The sequence below is a fragment of the Psychrobacter sp. GTC18467 genome (assembly GCF_055397455.1).
Genome location: NZ_AP038920.1, coordinates 2,570,684 through 2,591,572 on the forward strand (window position 1 = coordinate 2,570,684; position 20,889 = coordinate 2,591,572).

General features: G+C 41.8%; 17 protein-coding genes and 1 pseudogene. 1 reads left to right on the top strand and 17 read right to left on the bottom strand.

Annotated features, from left to right (window positions below):
* Window positions 1-82: 82 nt before the first annotated feature.
* From ACZ5XY_RS11345 to rluF, 10 genes are all read right to left on the bottom strand, one after another.
* Complete coding sequence (locus ACZ5XY_RS11345) at window positions 83-619, bottom strand: hypothetical protein (RefSeq protein ID WP_464741738.1); 537 nt, start codon at window positions 617-619, stop codon at window positions 83-85.
* Window positions 619-1,506 (bottom strand): VENN motif pre-toxin domain-containing protein, encoded by an 888-nt coding sequence (locus ACZ5XY_RS11350; RefSeq protein ID WP_464741740.1) that lies wholly within the window; start codon window positions 1,504-1,506, stop codon window positions 619-621. The genes ACZ5XY_RS11345 and ACZ5XY_RS11350 overlap by 1 nt, the downstream gene beginning before the upstream one ends.
* Window positions 1,487-1,795, bottom strand: coding sequence for a DUF637 domain-containing protein (locus ACZ5XY_RS11355; protein WP_464741742.1), 309 nt, complete (start codon window positions 1,793-1,795; stop codon window positions 1,487-1,489). The genes ACZ5XY_RS11350 and ACZ5XY_RS11355 overlap by 20 nt, the downstream gene beginning before the upstream one ends.
* Before the next feature lie 338 nt (window positions 1,796-2,133).
* Entirely contained in the window at window positions 2,134-2,790 is a 657-nt protein-coding gene (locus tag ACZ5XY_RS11360) for a hypothetical protein (protein WP_464741744.1), read from the bottom strand.
* Window positions 2,790-3,983, bottom strand: coding sequence for a DUF637 domain-containing protein (locus tag ACZ5XY_RS11365; protein WP_464741746.1), 1,194 nt, complete (start codon window positions 3,981-3,983; stop codon window positions 2,790-2,792). The genes ACZ5XY_RS11360 and ACZ5XY_RS11365 overlap by 1 nt, the downstream gene beginning before the upstream one ends.
* 248 nt (window positions 3,984-4,231) lie before the next feature.
* On the bottom strand, window positions 4,232-4,624 hold the full coding sequence (locus ACZ5XY_RS11370) for a CDI toxin immunity protein (RefSeq protein ID WP_464741748.1): 393 nt from the start codon (window positions 4,622-4,624) through the stop codon (window positions 4,232-4,234).
* A 5-nt stretch (window positions 4,625-4,629) separates the two neighbouring features.
* Entirely contained in the window at window positions 4,630-11,154 is a 6,525-nt protein-coding gene (locus ACZ5XY_RS11375) for a two-partner secretion domain-containing protein (protein ID WP_464741750.1), read from the bottom strand.
* Between the two features lie 84 nt (window positions 11,155-11,238).
* The gene (locus ACZ5XY_RS11380; RefSeq protein ID WP_464743883.1) at window positions 11,239-11,463 is read right to left on the bottom strand and encodes a POTRA domain-containing protein; all 225 of its coding nucleotides are present in this window, start codon (window positions 11,461-11,463) and stop codon (window positions 11,239-11,241) included.
* A gap of 56 nt (window positions 11,464-11,519) precedes the next feature.
* A complete protein-coding gene (locus tag ACZ5XY_RS11385; RefSeq protein WP_464743885.1) occupies window positions 11,520-11,708 on the bottom strand; it encodes a transposase in 189 nt (62 codons plus the stop codon).
* A gap of 246 nt (window positions 11,709-11,954) precedes the next feature.
* On the bottom strand, window positions 11,955-12,893 hold the full coding sequence (gene rluF / locus ACZ5XY_RS11390) for a 23S rRNA pseudouridine(2604) synthase RluF (RefSeq protein WP_464741752.1): 939 nt from the start codon (window positions 12,891-12,893) through the stop codon (window positions 11,955-11,957).
* 247 nt (window positions 12,894-13,140) lie between these two features.
* Between rluF and ACZ5XY_RS11395 the strand changes: the two genes are divergently transcribed.
* Window positions 13,141-13,320, top strand: a complete 180-nt coding sequence (locus ACZ5XY_RS11395; RefSeq protein ID WP_464741754.1) for a hypothetical protein — start codon at window positions 13,141-13,143, stop codon at window positions 13,318-13,320.
* A gap of 152 nt (window positions 13,321-13,472) precedes the next feature.
* Here ACZ5XY_RS11395 and ACZ5XY_RS11400 read toward each other — a convergent pair.
* The 7 genes and pseudogenes from ACZ5XY_RS11400 to sat all read right to left on the bottom strand — a co-directional run.
* Window positions 13,473-13,901, bottom strand: a pseudogene (locus ACZ5XY_RS11400) (nuclease/transposase family protein); the annotation flags it as partial.
* A 209-nt stretch (window positions 13,902-14,110) separates the two neighbouring features.
* Complete coding sequence (locus tag ACZ5XY_RS11405; protein ID WP_464741756.1) at window positions 14,111-14,833, bottom strand: sulfate/molybdate ABC transporter ATP-binding protein; 723 nt, start codon at window positions 14,831-14,833, stop codon at window positions 14,111-14,113.
* 51 nt (window positions 14,834-14,884) lie between these two features.
* Window positions 14,885-15,862 carry a sulfate ABC transporter permease subunit CysW gene (cysW, locus tag ACZ5XY_RS11410; RefSeq protein WP_464741758.1) on the bottom strand — a complete coding sequence of 326 codons (978 nt, stop codon included), beginning with the start codon at window positions 15,860-15,862 and terminating at the stop codon, window positions 14,885-14,887.
* Entirely contained in the window at window positions 15,862-16,737 is an 876-nt protein-coding gene (gene cysT, locus ACZ5XY_RS11415; RefSeq protein ID WP_464741760.1) for a sulfate ABC transporter permease subunit CysT, read from the bottom strand. Before cysT ends, cysW begins: the two co-directional genes overlap by 1 nt.
* A gap of 114 nt (window positions 16,738-16,851) precedes the next feature.
* Complete coding sequence (locus tag ACZ5XY_RS11420) at window positions 16,852-17,967, bottom strand: sulfate ABC transporter substrate-binding protein (protein WP_464741762.1); 1,116 nt, start codon at window positions 17,965-17,967, stop codon at window positions 16,852-16,854.
* A 178-nt stretch (window positions 17,968-18,145) separates the two neighbouring features.
* Complete coding sequence (locus ACZ5XY_RS11425; protein WP_464741764.1) at window positions 18,146-19,225, bottom strand: sulfate ABC transporter substrate-binding protein; 1,080 nt, start codon at window positions 19,223-19,225, stop codon at window positions 18,146-18,148.
* Between the two features lie 252 nt (window positions 19,226-19,477).
* Entirely contained in the window at window positions 19,478-20,731 is a 1,254-nt protein-coding gene (gene sat / locus ACZ5XY_RS11430; protein ID WP_464741766.1) for a sulfate adenylyltransferase, read from the bottom strand.
* Between the last annotated feature and the right edge of the window lie 158 nt (window positions 20,732-20,889).

The following is a 20,889-nucleotide window of genomic DNA, read 5'->3' on the forward strand; positions in this document are numbered from 1 at the left end:
CATTGAAACTTCTTTATTTGAAGTCAATGAGAGGGCGCTTTTATACGAGGTCTATTATAAGCTAATAATACCATGTTGATATTTATCTATCTGGATCTAAAGACTCATGTATATATACATTATTAACTGGCTCAAATATATCTGAGATTTCTATATCTTCACGCAACATCATAGTAAAAGTAAAGCTCTCATCTGATGATCTCAATGAACTACCTGTACTAACTTCAAAAAAATGAATTGAGCATAAATCTCTTACCCAGCATCTAAGCAAAAAAGTTAAATCGTCTTCATTTAAATAGCTAATATTCAATTTTGCCAATGCGTGTAGCCTTGTTTCAACATCTTCTAAACCGTAAAAATATTTTTCATTAAGATTTTTTAAATCATATATATTTATACAAGATGCTAGTAAACTTATACCATATTTTTCCTGAGGAGTTATTGAACCATCAATATAAAACATTCTTAGAAATTCTATAAAATTGTTTTCAATAGATAGATACACATTGATATTTTCAAATCCAAAATTTTCGATAAAGTTAGAAATATCTGTCCATTCTGCTTCGCTAATTTCTTGGCTATCTTTAAATCTTGATACTCCGTAAAACTTAAAATTCATTAGTCTGCTACCCTATTTAAATGTATATCATAACTCCCAGCTCTTTGAAATGCCTTGCTAGATTTACTTTTAGCTGCTGCAAGAGCTGAAGCTTGATCGTTGAAACCCTTAAATACATCACCACTATGACTAGTGTTTGATCTGATTAAAAACTTAGGCTTACCTTTATTGTTAACAAATATTTTTGTTTTCTCAATTGTCTTAGCTTCATAACCTTTTTTGCTGACTATATCTAATAACTCACTGTATTGGTATGGATTTGTAGCTACGCCTCTCTTTTTTACTATCATGTCAATTTTAACTTGACGTAGAGGGATATCGAAACCAGTTATCAGACTGACTAAAGCCTCTGCATCGGCCACAGTTAATTGACCATCAGCTAAAGTTACGAAATTGTCATATGTATCAATCCCTTCTTTTTTAAAAGCATTTTTTAGATCTCTGAGATTTATTTTTCCATTTTTAGCCGCTATTTCTACTGTTTTTTTACCAATTTTTAAAACAGCTACTACAATTTTAGCTACTGAATTATTTTCAACTGCGATATGAGCACTATTAGCTGCTGTATTAACATCAACGTTAGTCAATAATGCCACTGACCCTGCAAGTAATTTAGCCGTATCGATGATTTTTTGTCTTTGTATATCACTTAAAGCATTTGGATCATCAACTAAATAATCTCCCAGCATCTCACCAACTGCTGCTCCAATAGCCCCAGCATCACAGCTTTGTTGTTTGGCACTAGCAGCCACGCAGCCAACACCAGCGGCTGCTAATTTGTGCGCCAGATTATCGGCAAAATTATTAGTGTCGAAATCTTTAACAAAGCCACTATAAGCCTCAGCAGCAAATACATCGACTAGCGAGTTACGTAAACCATTTTTCAAAGCTTATGCCATTGATAGCAGCATCAGCAACCGCTTTTGTAAAACCATTACCGATAGCACTAGACAGCTTTTGTTCAAAAGTGTCATTAACACTACTACTAAAACCTAACTTAGTACCTAACCCAGCCGTTAACGCAGAAGTTGCCACATTACGAATGGCAGCGCTGCTGGCTAACTGCTTAAGCGTTTTGCTAATATCTCCTTGGTTATTGATGAGGGTGACGGCAGCTTGAGACGCTAAAGAACTGAATGCTACAGGAAAACCTGTGACGGAGGTGGTACGGACCACGCCACCAACTGCACCACAGACTATTTCTTATCCGATTATTATTAATAATCGGTGATCGATCTAAAACATGCAAATAACTCTGGTCATTTACCAGAGTTATTTGCATGTTTTAGATTTCGAACTTTCATACAGGTTATTTGTGATTTTCTTAAACTCAACTCTTATTTGAGAACGAAATTATCCGTTGCTCAAGCGGTTCTTAAAAGTCAGCAACCTTTCAAAGCATCAAAGCTAGGCTCTTAATTTCGCTTTTTCTTATAGTATCTACGAAGTAAAACTTTTAACTTGTTCTTCTTAATTGTACTTACATATTTTAATACGGATGTGTATATAGGTATTCATTTGAAAGAATGTAGAGTTTTAGAGTCTAAAACTCTACCAATTTCTTTAGGTAATAGGAATTCATAATAATTTTTAAAAATATAAGATAATTTATTGTAATGATTATATCTGCCAAATATATTGTTCCAGCCACTTTGACCAACTCTGTTTTTAATATAATGATTATTATCTATTATATTTTTTCTATAACCGATAATTTGTAAAGGTAAGTCGTAATCTATTAAGGCAAAAAATTCTTTATTATCATCAAAAATTAAGAAAGGTGTGTTTAAATGTGGCGATGAAAAATTCCAAATTATTTTTTCATCTATATAGTTACATTCTCCGAAGCAACAAAGCTCGGCATCTGTAGATGCAATATAGAATTTTCCTGATAGGTTTTCATTTATTAGATCAGAAATAACTTTTTCTGATAAGAGGTTGCTTTCCCCATCTATTTCCTCATCTAGCTCATAAGGAATGCAAAAGTAATTGTAATCAGTATTTAAATAAGGTTTAGCATCATTAATCCCTCTATTTAACAAATCGTTAAATGGATGATTATTTGCTTCATCCACCGTTAGTAACTTTGCATCAACTTCAGTGAGATATTTTCTCTCTTGCCTCCAAAACTCACTGAAGTATTCTTGATCACTGTTCTTTAAATAATACATTAATTAGTATCTCCTTTGTATTTTGGTTTTTTACCTCCAGGTTTAGTAATTGACCAACCTGGTTTACCAGTACTAGTTCTGCTTGGATATGTATCAATTTTAGTTCCATCTGGTAAAATAGTTGTAGTGCTGCCATCCTTACGTTTGTTTTGTTTTGCACCTTCGATATTACTTAAGTCCTTAATTAAGTCTTCCTGAGTACCAGGATAATTATAGCCTTTGCCACCTTGATCAGATGCGGATGCGCCTTCTAAAACATCATCTAAATTATCATTACCTGTTTTCGGACCATCAGAAGACAATATAGCCTTCATAAAGTTTTGTACGTTTTTGGTGCCCGTTTTTATTCCATCTCCAGCTGAATCAATAGTATTACCTATTAATTTTTTCCCCTGTGGAGTCATCAGATAAACAGCTCCTGACGCACCTACAATTATAGCACCGCAAGCTACTACAGCGGGTCCACACACTCCTGCTGCTGCTACTTGTAGAGCATTATTTTTAACTGCAATTCTAGAGCCTTGAGCAGCATCATTAACATCCAGTCCATAAACACCAGCTATTGAAGCAACAATTAAGGTTGATGTATCGAGAATAATCTGTTCATCCGCAGCACTAACAAAGCTTATTAACTCATTTTTGTCATTAAGCATGTACTGACGCTTGGAGTTAGTCATGTAAATGCCAATAGCTTCTCCTAGTGCCGCACCCATTGCCCTTGAACCACAGTCTTTACTCGTTACTTGCCCTGCTATGCATCCTGCCATACCATGAACGATACTTCTAGATAGACCATCGACAAATTTACTATCTGAGAAATCAAGACCACCAATCTGTCCAGCAACCTGAGTAGCCCCCATATCTACAAAAGCGTTTATCAAATTATTTTTTAGTGCGTCTTGGAAACTAGTACCACCAATAGCTGACTCAATAGTTGCATTGCTTGCCCCTTTAACAACGCCTTGAATAAGCTCATTAGCGAAATTACTATTAGTCATATTCGAAATATTCAGATTAGCTGTCAATCCAGCCGTTAACGCAGCAGTTGCCATATTGCGAATGGCAGCGCTGCTGGCTAACTGCTTCAGTGTTTTACTAATATTTCCTTGGTTATTGATGAGGGTGACGGCAGCTTGAGACGCTAAAGAACTGAATGCTACAGGAAAACCTGTGACGGAGGTGGTACGGACCACACCACCAACTGCACCACGGACTATTTCTTATCCGATTATTATTAATAATAGATGATTGTGATAAAAGTTTTAAAAATAACTTTAGTACGTAGTTAGAGTTATTGATATGATTTTAATAATAAAAATGTATGCAAGCTATTCATTAACTTCATCCAATCTAAAAATATTTTTCAAAGGCACGCTGCAATTCTAAATGAGGTAACTTTTTCAAAATGATTAATCTTTTAGATGATATATAATATACACATTTAAAAAAACGTGGTCATTTTTAGACTAGAAGAAAGATTTTCAATCACGTTATTACTTTTTGGAAAAAATATCCACGTATCAAAACTTACAGCGGTAACATCGTCAAATGCATGAATTACATTTCCAATAGTTGTTTCCAAAATTGGATGTGATTCATCGTTCCAGATTACTAGACATTTCTCAGTTAAGCCAAAATCTACTTGAGTCTTGATTTCTTGAATAGACGATAACGAAACTTTATTATCGATCTTGTCCCAATCAATTCTACCGTTACCACTAGTCTGTATTGGAAAGGAGCTAATAAAATGATCTATTACTTCTTTAGTCTCTTCATCTTTTAATACTCTAACTTCTTTAAGAGCTTCTAGAGCTTCATCAAATAATATACTCATATAGATTACCTATTAAGTTGTTTAAGATATTTGGTAAAATCGGCTTCTTTACCACCTTCAATCGGTATAGCGTATTTTTTAGCTTTATCACCTTTACCTAATCTAAAATCCTCTACATTAATATGCATGCCCTTAATATCATCATAATCTAAACGCCATCTTACTTTTCCATCTAAAGATTCACGTCCTACAACCTGACCATATCCTTTACTTGTTTTTAATCTACCAATCACTGGTTTTGAGCTTCCCATTGGTGCTACTTCTTCTATTAAATTAAATGCTTTGTTTCTCGCCTGTTCAAATGATTTAACTGAAGGTAAAACTTTTTCAATACAGCTATTATGCACCCAAACACCTAACTCACCAACATGATAAGTGTGGAATTCTGCTACCTCAAAATTATAAACAGTGCCTGTTTTATTAAGTTTGGTCTGACTAACTACTGTTAATACCGCTTGATTATCACGATTAACTAGCATCATGCCTGTTTGTAATAGTGAAGCTGGTAACCATCCCGTATCTACTACCCAAAACGGATGCTCTTCAGTCGTTTGATAGGTTTCAAGCTTACCATGGTTGTCTTTAACGACTACTTCATAAATTTCTTTGTCATCAAAACTGACGATATTAACAACTGGGCGATAGCCATATTCTAACGTTTCTTCGTGACGTGACCAAACAAGATCGCCTTGCCTAATAGTCTCAATGCCTTTTAGGCCATCAATCGTTTCAACAAGCGTACCAGCGACAAAACAGGCTTTATTTTTTACTTTGATGAAAGTAGATAAATCACTGAGTTTACCTGATTTAAGCAAGAGAGCACCACCGCCCGCACCTATGATCATACCAATTTCACGATAGCTTGTACCATTTTTTACGGCCTTAACTACTGCCTCTACAGTATCAATAGGAAGTACAGCGGAAATCATCGCCTTCATTCTCAAAGCATCTGCCTCACTAATCTGTACTTTATTAGCAGAGTCAAGGTTATGATTATTTTTTACAGCTTGATTAGCACTGTTTGCTGCTGTATTAACATCCACATTGAACATGAGCGCAATAGTTCCGGCTGTTAATGTAGCTATATCTTCAGTTCTTTTCAATTGAGCAGCCGATGCAATACCCAACTTAGTAAGCAACTCATCTTCTTCGCTAGTAACAAGTTGTGCTACCATCTCACCAACCGCTGCACCAACTGCGCCTGCACTACAGCTTTGTTGTTTGGCGCTAGCAGTCGCACAACCAACTCCTGCTGCTGCTAACTTATGAGCAAAATTATTAACAAAATCATCGCCTTCAAAATCTTTCACAAAGCTACTAAACGTCTCAGCAGCAAACACATCAACTAGCGAGTTACGTAAACCATTTTTCAAAGCCTCTTCAAAGCTTATGCCATTGATAGCAGCATCAGCAACCGCTTGTGTCAGTCCCGTACCAACGCCATTTGCAAGCTTTTGACCAAAAGCATCTGTCGGGCTACTTCCAAGATTAAATTTAGCGCTTAATCCTGCAGTCAACGCAGAAGTTGCCACATTACGAATGGCAGCGCTGCTGGCTAACTGCTTAAGCGTTTTGCTAATATCTCCTTGGTTATTGATGAGGGTGACGGCAGCTTGAGATGCTAAAGAACTGAATGCTGCACTTCCTGCCGCTGAGGTGATACCAAAAGAAGAAGCACTAAGAGCGCCAGTTCCACCTGTCGCCATACCAACGGCAATCGCAATCAGTGCCGCAGCCCCTGGCGTCAGTCCCTCTTGCGTATAGTCCCAGTTTTGTTGAATTAAATTAACCTGCTGCCAGTTGATATCATTGGTCTTATCCAGTGCTGCCAGATACTCATATCCTAGTTGTTTAGACAGATTAAGGGCAATCTTACCCAGCTCTTCTGGACTTTTTTGAATATCAAGCTTGGCTTGGTTGTTACCGCTAATATTTACACTGACAGGAACATTGATAACAACGCCGTTGGGTGTGGTCATCGTTGGGGTTTGATTGAATTTAGGTAAAGTGCCTGTGGTAACAACATCCCCTTTGTCCACCGTTTTTTGCCAAACGGTGCTTTCTTTTTCCTGATTATGGGTGGTGGTGATTTGAGTGGTGATGGTGTCTAAAATGATTTTTGCTTTTGCATCAGCATATTTGCCAACACCCACTTGAATGTCATCTGGGTTTAAAGTGTCAAATACCGTCCCTTGTAATAAGGTGTTACCTCCAGATTTGGTATAGGCTTTACCACCTATGAGCTTTGCTGGCAGTTGAATCAGCTCTTGTCTTGTGTCATTAGTATGATCTTTATTATAGCGAACCCCTAAAAAGCTAGATTTCTTTTTAATGTCCGTGCTATTTTCATTAAGATTTTCTATTGCATATAGGTTCAGCGCTTTGCCTGCGGTTATTTCAACGCGACCTGTCGGCGCTGCTGTAAGTGCTGAGCCATAAATATTGATGTTGCCATCTGAAGTCAGTTTGATATTTTTTGCGGCAATGTCGGTGGTGATGGCATTGCTATTGTTAGAGGTGGTCGTAGTGGTGGTGACTTTCTTTTTACCGTACCATTTACGTGAAGTGCTGGTGGTTTGCGATCCATCCATAAACGCTGTTTGTGATGCCTCTAAATTAATATCACCACGAGCAGCATCAATATAAACACCGCCATTGCTTGATTGCAGCTCTGCACTATTTAAAATAACTGCATTATTATTCATTGTGGCGGTAGTTGCTGGTCTTTCACCTTGGGCTGATATTTTAATGTCATTTTTTGCAGTCAGGGTGGGCTGCTTAATCAGTTGGTGATAGGAGTAGTTCGGACCGGTCACAACGCCTTTACTTATATTGCCTTGTTGATAGATGTCAGCAAGCCCTGTAATACGGATACTGTCATAATTGGTGCCAATGGTTATGTCGTTGATGTCTTTAGTTTCTGTAGGCGTAAGATTACCTTGCGCCAAGATATTAATACCGCCATTGTTACTGGTAATATCAGCGCCTTCAATCAATACGCCTTGTTTGGCAGTGATATTAATATCTTTACCGGCGGTAAGGGTGGCAGCTTTGTGCTCAAAGCCGGTTGATGCTTTTTTAGAGGTTTCAAGAATTACTTTAAGATCTGCTATTTGGGAATTAAACTGATTGATTACATCTCTGCTTTGAATAGCAGTTTTATATTCAGGAGTGTTTACGAACTTGTTTTGTACGGCTACATAGTAATCCATCAGCGGCTCGTTTCTTTGATTTAAAGCCATAATAATATTTTTAATATTACTATCTGATTGTTGCAATGTTTTTATTTGAGGCTCATAGCGTTTAAGCTCAGCATTAACGCTTGCAATTTGTTGTTCGATAATTCTTAATTTATTAGGCGACACATAATTACTAAAACTATTTTTAACGCCCTTTAGCTCGACACTACCAACAGTTGCCGCAATATTAATACCACCAGTCGGCACAGGCTTCCCTGCAATCAATGTCGGTTTATTGTTGGCATCTTTTTTAACGGACAATAAATCACTGCCCTCAATTAACACCTCTTTACCGCTTAGACTGATGTCACCGCCAGCAGTTAATTTGACCACTTGCTCAGAGCCAAATCCTTGCTTTCCTGAATAACCTTTAAGATGCAATTTGCCACCACGAGCGGCTAAGGTTGCATCACCCATTGCATTAAGCGTCAGGTTTTTAGGGTCAATTACTAAGTTGCCCGCAGCGCTGCTAATAACTAAATCGCCATTTAAGGTATTTGCCGCTTTTCCATCACTTAGTTTGGCGTTATTTTTTGCAAGTTTTGCGCTCCCTGTCGCATTGATGTTGGTATTACTGTTAAAACCAAGGCTGTTGGCTGAATTGATAATGACAGCGCCGCCAGTGATATTTGTGTTTTTATAGGCCTGCGCTGAACGGCTATCTATTGACATAATTTCATCAGCCTGCAAGGTGGTATCACCAGCAATATGCTGCAAACTACTGCTCCATTTTGGAGCTTCCACTGTTCCTAAGTTTCTAGCGTAGCGTTCACCATTGGTTATCAGCTGATTGTTGCTATTTATTATTAGGTGTTTGCCTGAGCTGATTTCACTGTTATTCAGGCGCATCAGGTTGCCCGACTTTAACGTGCTGCTGCCAGTTGATAGTGTTTTGGTATTGATAACATTTAAATGATTAGCCGCATCGATAACCATACCGTTAGCGGCATTGCCAGTGGCAGATAGCTCAGTATTAACTAAACTGATGTCGCCATCGCCATAGGAATTAACAATACCTTTGTCACTTTTATCTGTCTTGGCGGTGGTGGTCTTGAGAGAAATGCCTTGAGCTTGAATTTGACTATTGCTAAGGGCTAGTCCCAGATTACTATTGATAGTGATATTGCCAGTACTTTTTAATTGACTGTTAGCAATCGTTGATGCCCCTTTGGATGCTAAATTGGTATTGCTGATTAGCGGCTGGCTCTTAGTGATGGTGATCAGATTATCAACATTTAAGTCTTTTTCAGTCTCGATGGCAATGTTGTCTGAGGTAAAGCGACTGCCAGCGATACCAATGTTGCCAGTGGCAGCTAACACAGTGCTGTTGGCATTGGTGATGAGGGCATTTACGTTTAACCCAGCTTGGTTGGCAACGGCAGCTACTGCGCCTTTTTCACTGCTCAGAATACTGTTGGTAATCGTAATGTCTTGACCTTGAGTGCTTATCGTGATGCCATCATTCGCTCTGAGGCTGCTATTGAGTATGTTTGCTTTTTTGCTTGCAATAGTCAGCTGTTTTCCGACACTGATAGGGAGGGTATTATTTTTGATGTCTGCCAGCTCATTGGCTTGTATCGCCGCTTCACCAGTAGCGGTAATATTGCCACTACTGTCAATAACAGCATTGCGACCAGCTTGTACAGCAAGGTTATTGGAGGTGATACGGCTGCCTGTTTTAATTGATGTATCACGTCCTGAACTGATGGTTAGGTTTTTTTGGGCTTGAAGCTGACTGTTATTTTGGATGATGGTATCGGCTGCAACGTTGGTATCGTTTTTCCCTGAACCAAGATACAAATCACCGCGACTGGTCACACTCGCATTATCAATAACGGTGCCGTTTTTAGAATAAACTGTCAGTTGGGCGTTGCCTGCTGAGGTTTTGCTATTGCTGTTTAAATATGCGCTGCGGTCAGCCTCTATAGAAATGCCGCCATTTGAGCTGACGATACTTTGAGTATCAAGATAAGTATCCTGCCCTGAATGCAAGTAAATATTGGCTTGTTTGTCAGTATTTAAATTTCGAACGTCCGAGCTGTTTGATATTTTTAAGTTGCCAGTTGCGTCTATGCGCACCACATTGGGCATGAGCTGCGTTGCTCCGGCATTATTTTTTTTCACAATGCCGCTACTTACCACAATGTCTTTATCGGCTTGTAAGTCAATCATGCCGTAACTGCTAACTGTACCGCTATGATGGATACTGCCGGTGGTTCCTGTTGAGCTGAGACTAACTAAACTCGTTTGTGCTTTGGTCGTTTCAATATTGCCTAAGTTTTCAATTTTTCCTGAGTTGGTCAAGATGATTTGTTGATTGGCCTTGATGTTGCCTGCATTTTTAACACCTAAGCCATTTTCCGTGCCAATAAGGTGAATAGATCCTGCATAGATACCACCAAGGTCGCTGACGTCTACCGCTAAAGTAGGTCGAACCCCTGATCCTGCAATTTTTGTGGCTTCTGCTGTATCGTAATCAACGCTGTTACTGCCACTAACGATGGTAACATCTTGATTGGCATGAATTTGACCGTTAATAGTGACGGCTCTTGCTAAGACATCAACGTAATCGGCTTGGTTTTTGTTGATGCCATTATAAAGTGCGCCGCCCAAAGCGCTATTGGCTGCTGAATTATCAAATTGAACGTGACCTTGCTTAACATCAAAGCCAGTCAAGTTTCCGGTACTATCTATCTTAGGAGTACCTGTGGTCAGTGTTGCCCGATTGGCGTTAATGAATCCGCCACCTTGGATTTGAAGCCCTGAGGGGCTGGCGATGATCACATCGGCACGCTGTCCGGCAACTTCAAGATTACCTTGAAATTTGACCGGCGCATTACTACGAACTTCGTTTAAAATCGTGTTGGCAGCAGCTTGAGCAAGGTATTGGTTTCCGGAAATAGACCCTGCTAAATGGGTATTTGCAGTGCCTATGCTGTTATTGAGTACGGCGCCATTGGTGCCAATATCAAATTGGTTATACGTGTTGTGAGATAAGCCGTTACTATTTGGAGTGCGGATGTTAATAATGGGAGTGCCATTAGGCGCTTTTAATAAGGCTGCTCGCTGATTGATAGGCACATTAGTGGCGGTGTTTTGTATTTGACTATTGGCTGCTTGAGATTGGGTATAAATCATGCTTTGACAGCATAATACGGCTATGACCAAACGATGATAACTATACTTTTTTTCTGATTGGGAGGTAGCTTTTGCTTTTGAGGACTTTCTACCGTTGTCATTTCCTGCGGATTTATTTTGACTTTTGGTAATCTCGCTGACTACCATCATCATGCCGCGGGCTTTATTAAAAATTACTCGATAACATTGTTTGTTCATATTGACAGTTAGCCTTAGCTGTTATGAGGCGTCATTAAATTAAACAATTGTAACTAATTGACGGCTGATACTTGGTATGATGTCAATATTCGTAATGGATGACTGCGGCAGTCGAAAATTTTCTAAGCTGGTCTCAATATCTTTTAAATTGATCGTATCGCCTTGCGATAAGGTGAGGGCATTATGAACATTTATTTTTGGATGACTGTCCTTGGCATGCCATACCCTGTGAAGCCGTCCAGGTGTGATTGTAACGACAAGTATGCCTTATTATTTTGTTCTTAAGTTTTAATTATTTTTTACTGTGCTAGAGCGTGTCATCAATTAAGCCAGACCACGCAAGAAATTAAGTGAATAGCACTGAGGAAATGACTGACTAACTTATCATAACGAGTGGCAATCGCACGGTGCTGCTTAATCTTGGCAAAGAAGTTCTCGATCAGATGACTGTCTTCATAAAGTTCTTTATCAAAGTCTCTTGTCTTCAGTCGGTAGCACTTAGGCGGTATGAGGGCATTGCCTTATACTGATTTAATCGGTTCAATGACGCGAGCATCAGTATCATAAGCGCTATCGGCAAGCTAAGTTTGACTGATACTGACATCAAGCAGTTCATCATTGTTTATTTCATGAATTGAGTTTGTTAGAATGATTGTATCGGATTTATCTAGATTAGACTATATAAGCGCATACAAAATTAAAATATGAGTAATTTTCATAAATACCGAAATGCTTTTAATAATTGATAAGCCAAGTTAAGACCGCGATGACCCACGACCTTTTACAGGACGTTTTGTCTTGCCGGCAGGTCTTTTGCTATCGCCAAACCCTCGCCCCGCCTTACCGGTTGAGCCTTTTGGCTTTCTTGCGCCATGCTCGGTTGGTTTTGATGGGTTTTTTGACGGTGGTGCATCCGAGCGCGGTTTTTTTCTAGGCGTATTTCGTGATTTTTTAGTCGGACTGCGAGCTTCTGACGACGAGCCTTCTATGGATTTTAATAAAACCGACAGCTCCTTTGGGGTCAAATCGCGCCATTCGCCAATAGCAAGACCTTTAATCCCCACATTCATAATCCGCGTTCGCTCAAGCTTGACGACGTCATAGCCAAAATGCTCACACATCCGGCGGATTTGACGGTTTAGCCCCTGAACTAAGGTGATGCTAAACACGTTAGTCGATACCTTAGTCACGGGGCATTTTTTGGTCATTGTTCCTAAAATTGGAACGCCGCCTGCCATGCCATTAATAAAGCTCTCCGTAATTGGCTTATTGACGGTCACCACGTAGTCTTTTTCGTGGTTATTGCCGGCGCGTAAGACCTTATTGACCAAATCGCCGTTGTTGGTTAAAAAAATTAATCCTTGCGAGTCTTTATCCAAGCGACCAATCGGGAAAATACGCACCCCATGTCTGACAAAATCAACGATATTGTTTTTTTCAGCCTTTTCGGTGGTGCTCACGATGCCAACTGGTTTATTTAAGACAATAAACACGAAGTTGTCCTCGCCGCGCGGCTCAATCAGCTGACCGTTGACCTTGACCGTATCGCCTGCGAATACTTGCGCACCCACTTGCGCCCGCTTGCCATTGATGAACACATTGCCTTGCTCAATAAAGCGGTCAGCATCGCGTCTTGAGCAAATCCCACTTTCGCTGATATATTTATTTAAACGCGTCGAGGAAGGATTAATCATAAAGCACCGTTTTACCTAAAAAGCCTAAATATGGAGGTTTGTCGTAGTTAACATTATATAGGAAATCTCGTGCCCAGTTGAAAAGCCATAGACGAAAAACCCGAAAGACACAGAAAGATGATGAAAACTGTAGATGACCCCTATCCTTAAATACCTATCTTAAGCTTGGCTTTAACATTTCTTCCTAGACTTTGATTTTAGGTCTGGTTAATATCTGTCAAACCTACAAATAATAAGAATTGAATTGATGACTCCCGATTTTTGGCAAAAAGCTTGGAAAAATAGCCAAACAGACTTCTCGCAAAAAACACCTAATCCCAAGCTCATCAAATATTTTAAAGCATTAAACACGCCTAAAAACGGTCGTGTTTTTGTCCCGTTATGCGGCAAAAGCATTGATATGCTTTGGTTTATCGAAAGGCTTTGACGTTGTCGGCGTTGAATTGTCAAAGATTGCCGTAAGGCAGTTTTTTACTGAAAGCAATCTGCAAGCTGCCATTTTGCCGCATCCAATCAACCCTCGCCTAACCTACTATCAGGCGAAGATTCACGAGCGCTTACTTAACATTTGAGTTGGTAATATTTTTCAACAATCAGCTTTTGACCTTTGGCTAAGCTTAATTGGATAGTGGATTTCAGCGCCTTTTTACCACTTTGGCGTGTGGCTAGGTGTTTGATGGCACTCTTTTTAAAGGGTATCCAACCTAAGCTTTTTGTTTTGGCTTCAGGGTTGTTGGTTCGCCATCTTAACTTTGCTTTTTTAAACTGCTTTCGGCTTTTGGCGTGGGTTTCACTAATGGCTTGAATGGTTTGCGAGTGTAAGCCAAGCAGAGCGCCTGAGCCTTTGGTGTATTCGGCTAAATCGTAAGCGCTAAAGAACTTTCCAGTTCGTTGTAAGTGTTTAAAACTCAACTCATTGACATAGTTCCAAACAAAGTTAACACTGCTACTTAATTGATTAAGCTGCTTGGCATGTTTGTCTTTCAGTCGAAGTTTGAGTGTTTTCATGGTTTTAGTTTGCTGGGTTTAGTGAGCTTTAGCAAGCCTCAAACAATTCTAAGCGTCAATGGCTGTCGCCTGATATCCATGTCCTGAACGGCATGGTTTTATGGCGACTTGGGATAAAAGCTGATTAACCGCTTAAACCATCAAAAAAGGCTCAAGAAAAAAAGCCCAAGATAACCACCTTGAGCCTTAATTTTAAAAACCTTAACCGTTTACGCAATGTCCAAAAAGTCGCTGACAAAGGCGCTTGCCGGATTGTGAATCAGCTCTTCAGACGTGCCGACCTGCTCGACGTGACCGTGATTCATAATGACGATTTCGTCAGAAACCGCGCGAGCTTCTTCTTGGTCGTGGGTCACCATGATACTGGTGATGCCAATCTCGTGGTGAATGTCTTTAAGCCACGTCCGAAGCTCTTTGCGAACCTTGGCATCAAGCGCGCCAAAGGGTTCATCAAGTAGCAAAAGCTTGGGCTTGACCGCGAGCGCCCGAGCTAAAGCAATGCGTTGACGCTGACCGCCGGACAATTGATGCGGATACGCATTGGCAACGTGTGGCAATTGAACCAGTTCAAGCAATTCATTGACCCGCTTTTGAATGTCAGGCTTGCTTGGGCGCTCGTTTTTTGGCAAAAGCGTTAAGCCAAACGCCACATTATCGGCGATGTTTTTATGGCGAAACAGCGCGTAATGCTGAAACATAAAGCCAATTCGGCGCTTTTGCACCGGCGTGTCAGTCACATCGGTGCCATCAAACAAGATACGCCCTGAGTCGGCAAACTCAAGCCCTGCAATGATGCGCAGCAAGGTGGTCTTACCGCAGCCTGAAGGTCCTAACAAGGTGGTCAATTTTCCGGTGGGAACGGTGATGTTAATATTATCAAGGGCGGTAAAATCGCCAAAGCGCTTGTTAATGTTTTGAATTTCGATACTCATGGCAGTCTCTTTTTTGCAATCTTGTTGTTTTTAATGCTTTTGGTTCATTGATTAGACCGATTCATTCAGCGCTTTGGTGTTGTTAGCATTGGCAGCAAGGCTTGATGGCTTGTCATCATCTAATTTGCCGTTGGCGCTGACCGGCAGCTTTGGCGCTGCTTGCAGGCGCGTGGCTTTGGCAAATTTGCGGTTTTGCAATTTGGTCATCACTTGCTGAACCAATAGCGTTAACAAGGCCAGTGCCGCCAAAATACTTGATAACGCAAACGCTGCGGTAAAATTATATTCGTTATAAGCAATCTCAACGAGCAGCGGCATGGTGTTGGTTTCACCGCGAATATGCCCTGAAACCACGCTTACCGCGCCAAATTCACCCATCGCTCGAGCATTGGTCAAAATTAAACCATAAAGCAGCGCCCATTTGATATTGGGAATGGTCACATGCCAAAAAGTTTGCCAGCCATTTGCGCCTAAGGTTAATGCTGCTTGCTCCTCGCTGTCGCCTTGCGATTGCATTAAAGGAATCAATTCACGGGCAATAAATGGAAAGGTGACAAAAAGTGTTGCCAAAACAATCCCCGGAACCGCAAAAATTACCTGAATGCCGACACTTTCAAGCCAGCTCCCAACGAATGAGTTAACACCAAAAAGCAGCACAAACATCAATCCTGCCACCACGGGCGATACCGAAAATGGCAAATCAAGCAACGTAGTCACCAGCTGCTTACCGCGAAACTGATATCGGGTCACCAGCCAAGCAATGGCAAGTCCCATCACCATGTTAATGGGCAATACAATCGCGGCCGTAATTAAGGTCAATTTAATCGCTTGCAGCGCTTCAGGCTCAACAAGCGCCGCCAAATACAGCTGCCAGCCGCCTTTAAACGCCTCATAAAACACCGCCATTAACGGAATGACCAGCATTGCCACCATAAATAAGATGGCAACCCCGACAAACAAGCGCTTCACCCACGGGGCATCTTTGGTTGCCGCGTTGCTTTGATAGTCGTAGCTATTAGAAATTTGCATTAGCGCGCTCCTACTCGGCGAGACAGCTTCCACTGAACGATATTAATGGTTAATAAAATGACAAAGGAAATCAGCAGCATAAACAGCGCCACCGCTGATGCCCCTTGAATGTCAAACTGCTCAAGCTTACTGACGATGATAATGGGCAGGATTTCTGATTGCATCGGGATGTTTCCGGCAATAAAAATCACCGAACCGTACTCGCCGGTTGCTCGAGCAAACATCATGCCAGCGCCCATCAATAGCGCAGGAAGCAATTCTGGCAAAATAACTTTGTTAAACGTCGTTAAGCGATTGGCACCAAGTACCGCGGCGGCTTCTTCAAATTCAACGGACAATTCAGCAAGTACCGGTTGAACCGCGCGAACGATAAACGGAAAGCTGACCACCACCAAGGCAAGCCAAATCCCAAGCGGGGTAAAGGCAATCTTAATGCCGATTTTGTCAAACCACTGACCGATTAAGCCATTAGGTGCATAAAGGGTGGCAAGAGAAATACCGGTGACCGCCGTTGGCAGCGCAAATGGCAAATCAACCAAGGCGTTGATTAAGGATTTGCCCCAAAACTCATAGCGAACCAATACCCAAGCCACCAGCGTTCCAAAGACCATGTTGGTGAGCATCGCCGCAAACGACATCCAAAGGCTCAATTTAATGGCAGCAAATACTTGCGGCTGAGTGATGGTTTCAATAAACCCCGACCAGCCCATTTGCGCGGTGGTAAACGCCATCATCGCAAACGGCAACACCACCAAAAGCGACAAGCTTAACACCGTAATTCCCATGCTTAGCCCAAACCCTGGCAAGACATGGCGCTTTTTAAGTCGAGATCGCCAAGATTTTTTTTGGCTCGTGGCTATTGGGGCGGCTGGCATGATGGTGTCCTATGGTGTTTCTAATATGATGGTCTAACGTTGTTAAGCGCTGAATAAAATAAGGGCAGGATTGCCCCACCCTTTTTATTGCGGTTATGGTGTTAGAGCGTGGTATTATTTGGGCGCGTTGATGGCAAGCTGGTCAAAGGTGCCATTATCGCTGAACAAGTTGTCCATAATCTCATCCCAAGTGCCAAAGACAGCGTTGGGCTGAAAGGTGTCAAGCGGCGGTAATTTATCAGCGTTTTTATCCAAAACCGCTTTCACGCTTGGTCGTAAATACAAATCGGCGGCCAATTGCTGAGCCGGCTCGCTCCATAAGTAATCTAAATACGCTTTGGCGGCCTCTGTCGTACCTTTTTTATCGGTTACGGTTTTGACAATTGCCACCGGGCTTTCAGATTTGACGGTGTAGCTTGGGTAAACGATGTCCACTTTGCCCGCGCCAAACTGCTTAGCCGCTAAGTTTGCTTCGTTTTCAAAGGTAATTAATACATCGCCAATGCCGCGTTGAACAAAAGTGGTCGTAGCAGCGCGACCGCCATTTTCATAAACCTTGACGTTTTTAAGCATCGATTTAACGTAATCTTTAGCCTTATTGTCGTCTTTGTTAAACGCATGCAGTCCGTAGCCATAAGCCCCTAAAAACGCATAGCGACCGTTGCCGGTGACCTTTGGGTTTGCCATGACAATCTCAACGCCCGATTTGGTCAAGTCTTGCCAGTCTTTAATTTGTTTTGGGTTGTCTTTTCGCACCAAAAACACGATGGCACTGGTAAACGGTACGGCGTTATCTGGGAATTGCTGTTCCCAATCGCTTGCCACCAAGCCTTTTTCTTCTAACAGCTCAATGTCTGAGCCTTGGTTCATGGTGGCAACGTCGGCTTGCAAACCATTGGCAACCGACAACGCTTGCTTACTTGAGCCGCCATGCGACTGCTTAATGCTGATGTTGGTGTCTGGATGCTCTTTTTTATAATGCTCAACGAACATGGGGTTGTAGTCTTTATAAAAGTCACGAGCCACATCATAAGAGACGTTTAACAGCTCGATGTCTTTGGCGTCACCTGCCGCAGGCGTACTGCCCTCGCCAGCTGCGGTGTTATTGTCCGCAGGCTTTTGGCAGCCGGTTAATAAGGCGCTGACCACCCCGATGGCAACCGTCATCTGAATACGTTTTTTGGTTGCCGGCTGTGAAAAAAAAGAAGAATACGGGGCGCTTGCGCTCATAACCACCTCAATGTTAGTAAATTGGCGTCCTTTAATAATGCTTAGGACATGGCAGTATGCTATCAGCGCAAGCTTATTATGTTTAATGACGAATATATTTATATTATTTCCAAATTGGAATATAAAAATTATTTGTCCATTTCACCCTTTATTTTTCTCAAATTTCCCGCATTTTTAGCTACTTATTGGCATTGTTTTGCGCCAATTGGTCAAAGCGCGCGCCATCTGCAAAATAATTTTTCATGATGCTGTCCCAATCCCCAAACACCTCGGTGGCTTCAAAGGTGTTGATGTCTTGAAAGGTCTTGGAGTTTGCTGCCAATACCGCTTTATCACTGGGTCTTAAGTACAGTTTTGCCATGAGTTCTTGAGCCGGTTTGTCCCAAAGCGTTTTTAGATAATCGGTCGCCGCCTTTGTGCTGCCATTTTTATCGGTCACAGTTTTGACAATGGCAACCGGATTGTGAATGGTGATGGAATAATCAGGATAAACCAAATCAACCGCCCCTTTGGCGTGTTCAGTGGCAACCAAATGCGCCTCGTTTTCAGTGGTGATTAATACATCGCCCAAGCCGCGCTGAGTAAAGCTTGTGGTTGCTGCCCGAGCACCGTTATCATAGGTGACGACATTGCCAAGCAGTTTTTTCATATAAGCATCGGTTTTTGCAGCATGGTCTTTGGTTTCGTTAAAGTTATGCAGCCCTGCTCCATAAGCGCCCAAAAAGGCATAACGTGCCGTACCACTGGTTTTTGGATTGGGCATGATGACTTTGACATCTGAGCGCGCCAAGTCTTCCCAGCCTTTGATGTTTTTAGGGTTGTCTTTGCGAACCAGTAAAATCATCGTCGTGGTGTAAGGCACAGCATTGTTCGGAAAGGCGTTGCGCCAATTGCTATCAACCAAGCCTTTATCAACGAGCATGTTCATGTCGCTTTCTTGGTTTAAGGTGATGACGTCAGCTTGCAAGCCATTGGCAACCGCGAGCGCTTGTTTGCTTGCGCCACCATGCGACTGTTTGATGCTTACTTTAACCTCAGGGTGGGATTTGGCGTAAATGTCGCTAAATAACGGATTGTAATCTTTATAAAAATCGCGCGACACGTCATAAGACACGTTCATCAAATCGATGTTTTTGCTGCCGCCGGCTTTGGAGTCGGCTTGGGTTGGGCTGCAAGCACTAATTGCTGCGCCTGCTGTGACAAGCGTAAGAATGGCTAACGTAGATTTGCGGGCGTATTGATGGCGCTGATAACTCATGGTGACCTCAAAATAATAAAAGTGAAACTTTGTCTTTATTTAACTGGTGAGGCTATGCTATCAGCGAAAAAAATAATTGGTTAGTGACAAATTCGCTTATTAACTCGTTAACTTGGCATAAGAGTGTTATTAGCAAATCTTTACTATGGTTAGTCCAAATCAGCATAGTTTTGAACCGTGTTTTTGATAAATTTTCGACGCAAAAAAGCACTTAAGACCACGCTCAAGTGCTTTTTATTAGCGGCTATGATATTAAACGGCAGAAGCACCGGTTAAATTGATGGTCGCGCGATTTTCTTTTTCAATTCCGGCGTAGTAGTTGCGCAGGATTTGCAGCACCTCTGGTCGGCTAAAGTTTTCTGGAACCTCTTCATCTTCTGATAAGGCTTTCCGAAGCTTGGTTCCTGAAACTTTAACGTGATGCTCCGCGTCATGCGGGCAAGTTTTGCTTGATGCCATCGCCCCGCAAGCATTACACCAAAACGTCCAGTCGATTTTTAGCGGCTGAGTGATGAGGTCGTCTTTTTCAAGCTTTTCAAAAATCGTTTGCGCATCAAACGCACCGTAATAATCGCCAACGCCGGCGTGGTCACGACCAACGATCAAATGGCTACAGCCGTAGTTTTGACGGAATAAGGCATGAAGTAGCGCCTCGCGGGGCCCTGCGTAACGCATATCCAGCGGATAACCGGCTTGAATGACGGTATCTTGTTTAAAATAGTTGTCAATCAAGGTTTTAATGGCTTCTTGGCGAACTTCGGCAGGAATGTCGCCAGGTTTGAGCGCCCCAAGCAGTGAGTGAACCAACACGCCATCGCAAATTTCAATGGCAATTTTGGCTAAGTACTCATGCGAGCGGTGCATTGGGTTTCGGGTTTGAAACGCGGCAACGCTTTGCCAGCCTTTCTCATTGAGAAGTTGGCGGGTTTCGGTCGGCGTTTTATAAATTTCAGGATACAGCGTTGGGAACTCGCCTTCGCTTAATACTTGAACGGCGCCTGCAACGTTGACCTCGTCTTGGTCAAGCACCTGCTGAACGCCGGGGTGCTCAGGGTCAGTGGTGGTAAAGACTTGCTGGCATTCATGATTTTTATCGATGGTGTAGGTTTCCTCAACGGTTAAAATCCCCATGATTTCGCCGTCCGCGCCCACCAAGGCAACCTCATCACCCGTATTTAAGTTATCCGCGACTTCTTTTGGTGCCGATAAGGTGATGGGAATGGGCCAAAATAATCCGGCATTGTCGCCTGATTTTAAGCGCATGTCATCAACCACGCCCTGCCAGTCGGCTTTATTCATAAAGCCATTGAGCGGGGTAAAACCGCCAATGCCCAGCATGATTAAATCACCGCGCTCGCGTGAGCTTAAGGTGATGGTTGGCAAGGATTGGGCGCGTTTTAGCGCTTGTTTTTTGGCATCACCTTCAAGCAACAAAGGCTTTAATTGTGAGCTGCCATGCGGTGGCACTAAATTGTCAGAATAAGGTTGGGCGGTTTTGGTTGTCATAAGTGACCTCAAGAGGTGAAATTGAAGAACTAAAAAGCGTAGGCATAGCCTAGCGAACTTTGGTTATGAAAATTTATGCTGTCTTTGGATATGGATATGACCGAATTGAATTTATGAATTGATGTTGATGCTTATATGATGTGAAGCAATTGAGATAA

What these genes read in the sequence shown, in the direction of transcription:
- ACZ5XY_RS11370 (WP_464741748.1), bottom strand. Translation starts at nt 4,624, where the DNA reads ATGAGTATATTATTTGATGAAGCTCTAGAAGCTCTTAAAGAAGTTAGA.
- sat (WP_464741766.1), bottom strand. Translation starts at nt 20,731, where the DNA reads ATGACAACCAAAACCGCCCAACCTTATTCTGACAATTTAGTGCCACCG.
- rluF (WP_464741752.1), bottom strand. Translation starts at nt 12,893, where the DNA reads ATGATTAATCCTTCCTCGACGCGTTTAAATAAATATATCAGCGAAAGT.
- ACZ5XY_RS11425 (WP_464741764.1), bottom strand. Translation starts at nt 19,225, where the DNA reads ATGAGTTATCAGCGCCATCAATACGCCCGCAAATCTACGTTAGCCATT.
- ACZ5XY_RS11360 (WP_464741744.1), bottom strand. Translation starts at nt 2,790, where the DNA reads ATGTATTATTTAAAGAACAGTGATCAAGAATACTTCAGTGAGTTTTGG.
- cysW (WP_464741758.1), bottom strand. Translation starts at nt 15,862, where the DNA reads ATGCAAATTTCTAATAGCTACGACTATCAAAGCAACGCGGCAACCAAA.
- ACZ5XY_RS11395 (WP_464741754.1), top strand. Translation starts at nt 13,141, where the DNA reads ATGACTCCCGATTTTTGGCAAAAAGCTTGGAAAAATAGCCAAACAGAC.
- ACZ5XY_RS11375 (WP_464741750.1), bottom strand. Translation starts at nt 11,154, where the DNA reads ATGATGATGGTAGTCAGCGAGATTACCAAAAGTCAAAATAAATCCGCA.
- cysT (WP_464741760.1), bottom strand. Translation starts at nt 16,737, where the DNA reads ATGCCAGCCGCCCCAATAGCCACGAGCCAAAAAAAATCTTGGCGATCT.
- ACZ5XY_RS11405 (WP_464741756.1), bottom strand. Translation starts at nt 14,833, where the DNA reads ATGAGTATCGAAATTCAAAACATTAACAAGCGCTTTGGCGATTTTACC.
- ACZ5XY_RS11345 (WP_464741738.1), bottom strand. Translation starts at nt 619, where the DNA reads ATGAATTTTAAGTTTTACGGAGTATCAAGATTTAAAGATAGCCAAGAA.
- ACZ5XY_RS11420 (WP_464741762.1), bottom strand. Translation starts at nt 17,967, where the DNA reads ATGAGCGCAAGCGCCCCGTATTCTTCTTTTTTTTCACAGCCGGCAACC.